Annotated in this window: 6 protein-coding genes and 1 pseudogene; 3 read left to right on the top strand and 4 right to left on the bottom strand. The window is 64.5% G+C overall.

All coding sequences use genetic code 11. The features are described from left to right. The coding region (locus VLR48_RS19025; RefSeq protein WP_325293290.1) for a TldD/PmbA family protein at nt 1-1,362 on the bottom strand (1,362 nt) is incomplete at its 3' end. 143 nt (nt 1,363-1,505) lie between these two features. Here VLR48_RS19025 and VLR48_RS19020 point away from each other — a divergent pair. Continuing rightward, nucleotides 1,506-3,281, top strand: a pseudogene (locus VLR48_RS19020) (response regulator). A gap of 30 nt (nt 3,282-3,311) precedes the next feature. Here VLR48_RS19020 and VLR48_RS19015 read toward each other — a convergent pair. After that, nucleotides 3,312-3,773, bottom strand: a complete 462-nt coding sequence (locus tag VLR48_RS19015) for a tetratricopeptide repeat protein (RefSeq protein ID WP_325293289.1) — start codon at nt 3,771-3,773, stop codon at nt 3,312-3,314. 154 nt (nt 3,774-3,927) lie between these two features. Next, nucleotides 3,928-5,448 (bottom strand): multiheme c-type cytochrome, encoded by a 1,521-nt coding sequence (locus tag VLR48_RS19010; RefSeq protein WP_325293288.1) that lies wholly within the window; start codon nt 5,446-5,448, stop codon nt 3,928-3,930. A 431-nt stretch (nt 5,449-5,879) separates the two neighbouring features. Between VLR48_RS19010 and VLR48_RS19005 the strand changes: the two genes are divergently transcribed. Both VLR48_RS19005 and VLR48_RS19000 read left to right on the top strand, forming a co-directional pair. Further along, a complete protein-coding gene (locus VLR48_RS19005; RefSeq protein ID WP_325293287.1) occupies nt 5,880-6,470 on the top strand; it encodes a c-type cytochrome in 591 nt (196 codons plus the stop codon). A 203-nt stretch (nt 6,471-6,673) separates the two neighbouring features. Further along, nucleotides 6,674-7,957 carry an NAD(P)/FAD-dependent oxidoreductase gene (locus VLR48_RS19000; RefSeq protein WP_325293286.1) on the top strand — a complete coding sequence of 428 codons (1,284 nt, stop codon included), beginning with the start codon at nt 6,674-6,676 and terminating at the stop codon, nt 7,955-7,957. 78 nt (nt 7,958-8,035) lie between these two features. Here VLR48_RS19000 and VLR48_RS18995 read toward each other — a convergent pair. Beyond that, on the bottom strand, nt 8,036-8,275 hold a 240-nt coding region (locus VLR48_RS18995; protein WP_325293285.1), incomplete at its 5' end, for a hypothetical protein.

The raw sequence follows: 8,275 nt of genomic DNA, 5'->3' as shown, positions 1-8,275 counted from the left end.
CTCGCCCTTGCCGCAGTTGCACACCCCGCGGATCTCCAGGCTCTCCGGGCCGCCGACCCCGTCGAGACTGCGCCAGAAGCTCGCGGAGATGCCGCGATAGCCGGGGTTGCGCACCAGCCCCTTGAGCTCCCCGTCCTCGATCAGTCGACCCAGCTCGCAGCCGAACTGGAACTTGTTGCGGCTGTCGTCGATCGACCAGGAGCGGTTGGTGTCCATCAGGATGCCCCGCTCCACCTGCGCGATCAGATCGGCGAGACTGCCCTCCCCCGGCTCCAGATTGATGTTGCCCATGCGATCGATGGGCGGGCGATCCCAACTGCTCGCGCGCGTGTTGGCCGTAACGGGCAAACCGGCGCGCGCTTGAGATAAGGCCCCGCCGAGCGGTCGCTCCAGGATGCCGCGTCGGATCAGATATTCACGCACGGCGGGGGCGCCCTCGTCGTCGGCGACACCCGAGACCAGCTCCATCGGCACGGTCGGATCGAAGGTGACGTTCAGCAGCTCGGAGCCATAGCGGTAGCGGCCGAACATGCCGGAGGTGACGAAACTGGTGCCGGCGTAGTTGCGCTCGTCGCCCAGGATGCGGTCGAGCTCCAAGGGATGGCCGATGCTCTCGTGGATCTGCAGCACCATCTGGCTCGGCAGCAAGAGGAGATCGCGGGTGTCCGTCGGACATTCCGGGGCATCCAAGAGGGCAAGCGCCTCCTCGGCGACGCGCGGGGCCTCCTCGAGCAGACGCACGGCGACGATCCGCTCCAGACCGCCTTGCTGCGAGCCGTCCGAGCCGCCCCCATGCCTGCGCTGAGTCTGGCTCCCTGCATTGGCCACCGCGACCAGGCCCGGATGCACATAGTCCAGAACCTGCGAGACACGCCCGCCGTCGCTCGTAATCAGGAGCTGCGACACTCGGCGGCGCGCCAGCCAAGCCGACCAATCCACGATGCGATCGTCGATCGCCAAGGCGTCGTTGGCGGCTTGCAGAATGTCGAGCTTCTCGCCGATCGGCAGCGTCGACCAAGGCTCCTCGACCGGCGTGCGATAGTCCGCACGGGTGCTGCTGCGCGGATAGATGCCGGCCTCGAAGAGTCCGAGCCGGGCATGCACCCGGGCCCAGCCCGCGGCCCGCTCGGCCGCAGCGCGCAGCCCGGCGGCGCTCAGATCGCTGGTTGCGCCGTAACCGATGCCGCCCCCTCCGACGAGGGTCACCATCGCGCCCGAGGTGTAGGTCAGTCGACTCGGCTCGACCACGCCCTGACGAACCTCCAAATGATCGTGCTCCTCCTCGACCAGACGCAGTGTCCAGTAATCGCAGGCGGGTGCCTGGCTCAGGAAGAGGTCGGCGATATCGCAAAGGTGCTGCATACGGAAGATCCTGCTCTTTCAGAATCGAATAAGGGCACTCTGGTCGAGCGGCGCTCCCGCTGTCAACCGTGCGTCGAGCAATACCCGGGGCGCCATCGTCTGTCCCGGCCCGTGCGCCGCAGGACGACGATGGCAGCGCTGCGATGCGCCCCGCGCCGATGGTGATAACTTCGGCACCGCAGCGCCCGGGGGAGGTGCATGGACGCGACCAAAGGCTCGGTGGCTACCTCTCGCCAAGACGAGGAGGGAATATGCCGTATCGGGCGCAGGGCGAGGTCTCGGACGCTTGTCGCTCGAGGTTCGGGATAGGCGGCCACTTTTACACGTCAACTGCCCTGTCGAGAATGATGGCTCAACTCAATCGTCGGCGTTCCGATCGCGGCTCCACCGACCCGAGGCAGGGTCCGCACCCGTATCTCGGCGCTCGCTTCGATGCCTTGGGGCTCGCATTGATCGGCGGTGCGACGCTGACGGGCGCGAGCGTCCTCCTGTGGAGCCTGATCGCGCAGGCGCGGACGCTCGGGACGGATCCGGCGCTCTGGTCCGAGCTCGCTCGAACGGGCCTGCCGACCTATGCCGCGTTACTGCTCGGCACAGTCGCGGTCTCGGCGGCGGGATCGATCCTTTGGTCGTACCTGAGAAGTCGAGCGACTGAACGCGAGATCGCGTTCTTGACCGAAAGCCGCGCGCGCAATCGGGCGATCGTCGACAACATGGCCGACGGTGCCGTTCATATCGACGTGGCCGGTCGGCTGGTCGCCATGAACCGCGTCGCCGAGCGCATGTTCGGATACGGCAGCTCCGAGATCCGCGAGCTCGATGGCCTGCGCAAGGACGCGACGAGCTTCCCGCTCTATCTGGCGATGAGCCGCGTGGATGTCGGCACCGGACTCGGCCTGGTCATCTCCAAAGGCCTAGTCGTGCTGATGGGCGGCGAGATCGGTGTAGAGAGCACGCCCGCCATCGGCTCGCGGTTCTGGTTCACGCTGAGCCTAAAGAACACGACCTCGACCCCGGTCTGCGAGGAAACCGACCTCAACGGCATCCGCACGCTGATCGTCGACGACAACGCCACCAACCGTCTGATCCTGGAAAATCATCTCGCACGCTGGGGCGCGCGAACCGAATGCGCGGAAGACGGACCGCAAGCCTTGAAGGCGCTGCAGCGCGGGCTTGAGCAGGATCGGCCGTTCGACCTGGCGATTCTGGACATGCAGATGCCGGGCATGGACGGGATCGAGCTTGCGCATCGGATCAAGGGCGACGAGGCACTCGGCGCGACGCGGCTCATCATGCTCAGCTCGCTCGGTTATCCGGGACCCGAGGCGCGGCGTGTCGGCATCGATGTGACCCTCCTCAAACCGGTCCGCGAGATCCTGCTCCACGATGCAGCCGCCAAGGTCTTGGGCATGTCGCGACCGGATGCCGGCATCCTACCCGTGCCCACGAAACGTCCGACGCGACGATTCGACGCTCGGGTTCTGGTTGCCGAGGACAATGCCGTCAATCAGAAGGTCGTCACCATGATGACGCGCCGTTTCGGCATCGAGCCCGCAATCGCGCCCGACGGTCAGGCGGCGCTCGAGGCCCTCGCGCAAGCGCGGTTCGATTTGATCCTCATGGATATTCAGATGCCGAGGCTCAGCGGACACTAGGCGACGCGCCACATCCGCGCAGCCGAGCAGGCGCGCGGCGACGGCGAGCACATCCCCATCGTCGCCATGACCGCCGGTGTCTCCGAGCGCGATCGCGAGGACTGCGCCGCCGCCGGGATGGACGACTTCATCTCCAAGCCCGCGCAGATCGCCGAGCTCGAGGCCGTCCTGCTGCGCTGGCTGCCGGGTCATGTGATCGGACCGATCGCTCACCTGCCGACGGCAGGGAGCGCTGCGCAACCGCTTGATTCGCGTCCTGCTTAATCGAGCTGCTCCCGCCCGAGCATCGCTAGTTCAATGCTGCGGCGGCGGCTCGCCCGGTGCGGGATCGGTGCGGGCCGACGCCCTGTCGATGTAGGCCAGCAAAGGCTCCGCCTCCTTGCGCTTGTCCGGATCGATCCGAATCGCCTCGTCCAGAGAGGCACGGGCGAGGTCGTATCGCGCGCTATGCAGATAGGCCACCGACATCCCGACGAAGGCGTTCGCGCTGTTCGGATCCAGTTTCACGGTCTCGCGAAACTGCTCGATGGCACCTGAATAGTCCTGCGTCATCAGGAGCGCCCCGCCGAGACGCAGCCGCGCCAAGGCGGAGCCCTGATCGGCCGCGACGGCCTCGCGCAGGACACCGACGGCGGCATCGAGCTCGCCGGCCTGAAGCTTCGCCTCGCCGTCTCGGATCAAGGCCTCGGCATCGGCGGCAAGTGTCGCTGTCGAAGCCAGCAACAGGGCAAGGAAGACGATCGGAATCGCTCGCATGGGTCACTCTCGGGTGCTGGGCGCTCCCGGACTCGGGAGCGGAGGGTTGGAACCGGAAGGGGGGTTTGGATAATCGGTGATCGGGGATGGGCACGGCCTTGCCTGAAACTGTAGGGGCGAATTCATTCGCCCCTACAGCCGAGCACTCTGCGCCTTACTTCAAAGATCCCTCGCCGTAGCGTGCCTCGAAGCCCTTACGCACCACCTCGAGCTGATCCTTGCTCATGCCGTTGAAGTACCAGTCATGCCCGTCGATGGGCTTGAAGTATTCATCCAGCAGTGCGACCGCGAACTCCTCGTTGCCGTCCTTCTTGCTCACGACCTCCTTGAGCTCCGGGATCCACTTGAAGTAGGTGTGCTGGGCGACCTCGTACATGCCGTGCCACCAAGTGTAGTCCGGCCCGCTCATGGATGCACCGTGACGCGCGCGACGACCCTCGTGATGCCAGATCTCCCACCAGGTCCACTCGATCTTCTCGTCGAAGGGCGCACCCGTGATATAGCCGCCGTCCTTGAGGCGAACCATCATGGCCGCGATCGGCTTGGCGAACTTATCGTTGTAGAGGTCGACCACGTCGTCGAACTGCTTGTAATGGCCGGTGATCACACTCTCGGCGTGACAGCCGAAGCAGACCTTTTCCATCTTCGCGCGACGGTCCTTCCAGGTCAGCACCTCGACCACCTTGGAGTCCTTCGCCTCGTCGCCCACGGCTGGGATCGGCTGACCCTCGGGCACGTCGAACTCCTGACCGTTTTCGAGCTTGACCAGGTTGATCTTGGTCGAGATCGGCGGACGCAGCGTCCAGGAGATGCGCTCGCCGACGTTATGCGTCGCCCCGATCCCGGGACCCGCGCTCATGTGGCAGGTCGCACAGGTTGGCGCTGCCGAGTAATCGACACCCGCGACCCACTTGCGCGAATCCAGGTTCATCTCGTCGACCTTGGCGCGGTAGATGATGCCGTGCTTGGACTCGTTGTAGACCTCGATCTGAGGATGGTCGGGTCCGACATGGCATTTGCCGCAAGTATCGGGCGTACGCGCCTGGGCCCGCGAGAAACGATGCCGACCGTGACAGGCCGTGCAGGAGCCGAGGCTGCCGTCCGGGTTGATCCGGCCGATGCCGGTGTTGGGCCAGCTGCCGGGTTTCGGACGACCCTTTTCCTTGCCTTCGGGGTAGAACTCCATCTCGCCGCCGTGGCACTGCTTGCAGCCGGCGTTCACGGCCGCGGGTCCGCCGATCACCTCACCAAGCAGGTTATCGAGCGAGCCCAGGATCTGACCGGCCTTGGCGTGATGGGAGCCGTCCATCTCTTGGAACTCGGTCTCGTGACAGGTCGAGCAGTTCTTCGGCGTGACCACGATGGAGATGAACTCGCCCTCGTGCTTGAAGGCATCGACCGCGCCCTCTTCGCGCTGATGGCAGTCCAGACAGTTCACGCCGGCCTGACCGTGCGCACTGTGGTTCCACTCCCAGTAGAGGCCCGGGTTCTCGGTCATATGACAATCCACGCACTCCTCACCGCGTGGATCGCCCCAATCGACCCCGGCCTGCCCGCTTGGACGCGCGGCATCGACCGTCGTTGCAAGGGCGAGAAGCCCGATGGCGAAACCCAATCGGACGAAACCGACCCGATCGAGGCCCGCGGGACTCGGTCCGCGAGGATATTGCTTCATAGTGCACTCCGGATTCTTTGTTATGGACCCCGTCCCTGGGCCAGTCGGCGAGCTCTCGCGCTGACGACCCTCGCCTGATCGACCGACATGCCGAGAAACCACAGGCACCCATCGGTCTTGGCAATCATCCCTATCGACCCGGACGATGCCGAGCGGATCTCCGGGCGGCCTTGATGCAAGTCAAATTTCGCCGGCGGTTGATGGATGATTGATCTTCGTCAATGCCCCTGCTGTTGATCGGACTTTCGTCGGAGAGAGCGCCGCAGCGCGGTCGATGCCGGATGCCGGGACCAACCGATCCGCCTTGACTTGAATCAAGGCCGAACCCGCGGGAGTCGTTCAAGGTGCCGCGAAAACAACAATGATCCTCCGGTCGCAACCCTGCAGACGGTCGCAACCCGGAGGCCTGTCGACCCAAAGGAGAGAGTGCCATGCCAAGACCCACTTGGAGCCGCGCCCTGTGCGTCGGGCTCCTGATCGGGATGCTCCCGACCCTGCCGATCCATGCCCGGGAGGTCCGCTCCGAGAGCATGCTCGCCAACACATGCGCCGGCTGTCACGGCACGCTCGGCGCGAGCGCCGGGGAGGTCATGCCGACCATCGGCGGGATGGACAAAGGCTATCTCGTCGAGGTGCTCACCGACTACAAGACCGGCCGGCGACCCTCGACCATCATGGGTCGCATCATGCAGGGCTATGGCGATCAGGAGATCAGCGCGATTGCGAGCTTCTACGCCGCGCAGCCCTGGGTCTCCACCGACCGGGTGGCCGTTGCGGATCAACTCGCCGAGGCCCCGGACCTGCACGAGCGCTATTGCGAGAGCTGTCATCGGGACGGCGGGCGCTCTCAGGACAAGGAATCCCCGCGGATGGCCGGGCAATGGGCGGGTTATCTGCAATACGCCATGCAGGCCTGTCGCGACGGCGAGCGCTGCCACCCGCGCAAGATGCAAAACCGCGTCGCGGAACTCTCGGATGCGGAGATCGCGGCCCTGGCCCATTTCTACGAAAGTCAGAAGTAAACCGCGTCTAGAGCGAGATGCTCGTTCTCGAGTGAGCTCGACGTTTGGTGCATCCACGACCCTTAGCGGGACGCGGTTTAAAATAATATATTTTTTAATATGTTAAACCGCGCCGACTCCAGCAGTCGTCAAGTCTGCCGGGGCCGATCCCATCGAAAGAACATCGCATGCCGCGCCGGGCGCGGTTTAGGAGGATCCACAGGATGAACACACTGACCCGTAGAACCTTTCTGCAGTCCTCCCTGCTGTCCACGGCCGCCGTGCTCGGCGGCCCATCGCTCGCCGTGCATGCCGCAACCCCTCCGAAGGCCCGTGTGATCGTGATCGGCGGCGGTTACGGCGGGGCCATCGCAGCCAAGTATCTGCAGATGTCGGACCCTGAGATCCGCGTCACCTTGATCGAGAAGGAATCGGCCTATGTCTCCTGCCCGCTCAGCAACGAGGTGCTCGGCGGCGAGCGCGACCTGGCCAGCCTCACCTTCGACTACCGCGGCCTGACTCGGCGCGGGATCGCCGTGATGCAGGACACCGTCGTCGAGATCGACCCGGCACAACACTTCGTCAAAGGTACAAGCGGCAACCGCTACAACTACGACAAGTTGATCGTCTCGCCCGGCGTGGATTACGACTGGGCGGCGATCGAAGGCATGTCCGAGGCGGTGGCCGAACGGATCCCGCATGCCTGGAAGGCCGGCAAGCAAACCCAAATCCTGCGAAAACAATTGGAAGCGATGGAGGACGGCGGCGTTTTCTACATCGTGGCGCCGCCGAATCCATTCCGCTGCCCGCCGGGACCCTACGAGCGCGCCGCACAGGTCGCGCACTATTTCTCGACCCACAAGCCCAAATCCAAGATCGTGATCCTCGACGCCAAGGACGCCTTCTCCAAACAGGGGCTCTTCCAGGCCGGTTGGCAGGAGCACTACGGCGACATGATCGAATGGGTCTCGGGGGCGCAGGGCGGCATCATCGAGGCGATCGATCCCGAGACGCGGACCTTGATGGGTTCGTTCGAGGAATTTCAGGGCGACGTGATCAACCTGATCCCGCATCAGAAGGCCGGCGCACTCGCGCAAACCGCCGGACTTGCGAATGAATCGGGCTGGTGTCCGGTCGATCAGCGGACCTTCGAGTCTTCGATCCACAAGGACATCCATGTGATCGGCGATGCCTGTATCGCCGGTGCCATGCCGAAGTCGGGTTATTCGGCCAACTCGCAGGGCAAGGTCTGCGCGGCCGCCGTCATCGCCGCGATCAACGGCGAAGCTGCACCCGCGCCGTCCTATGTCAACACCTGCTACAGCATCATCGCGCCCGAGCACGGCATCTCGGTCGCAGGTGTCTATCGGCTCGAAGAGGGGCGCATCGTAGACATTCCCGGGGCAGGCGGGGTCTCGCCTGCCGACGCGGACGCCCGAACGCGCGCGCTGGAGCAACAGTTCGCGCTGGACTGGTTCCGCAACATCACCTCGGATATGTTCACCTAAACCGCGCCCGGAGCGACATGCGTTGTTTTTATTGTCCGTTTGGCTTCGGAGATATCCTCGATCCCGGTGAGACGCGGTTTAGAATTGAATATTTTTGAATACCTTGAACTGCGCCAGCTCAGACAGTCGTCGGAGCTGGCGCGGCCAGACCACGCCAACAAACGACGCATTCCGCACCGAGCGAGGTTTAAGTGATGCGACAGCTCGCGGGAACATCATGACTCCAGCAAACCCAAGCCCGTCGACGCTCCAACTTGCCCTGATCGGCCTGATCGGACTTGCACTGGTCGGGCCGTCGACGGCGGCGAATGCGCAGCC

This window comes from Thiocapsa sp. (genome assembly GCF_035467215.1).
Lineage (GTDB): Bacteria > Pseudomonadota > Gammaproteobacteria > Chromatiales > Chromatiaceae > Thiocapsa.
Note: the sequence above shows the minus strand (reverse complement) of the source record. Positions and strands in the feature narration are given on the sequence as shown.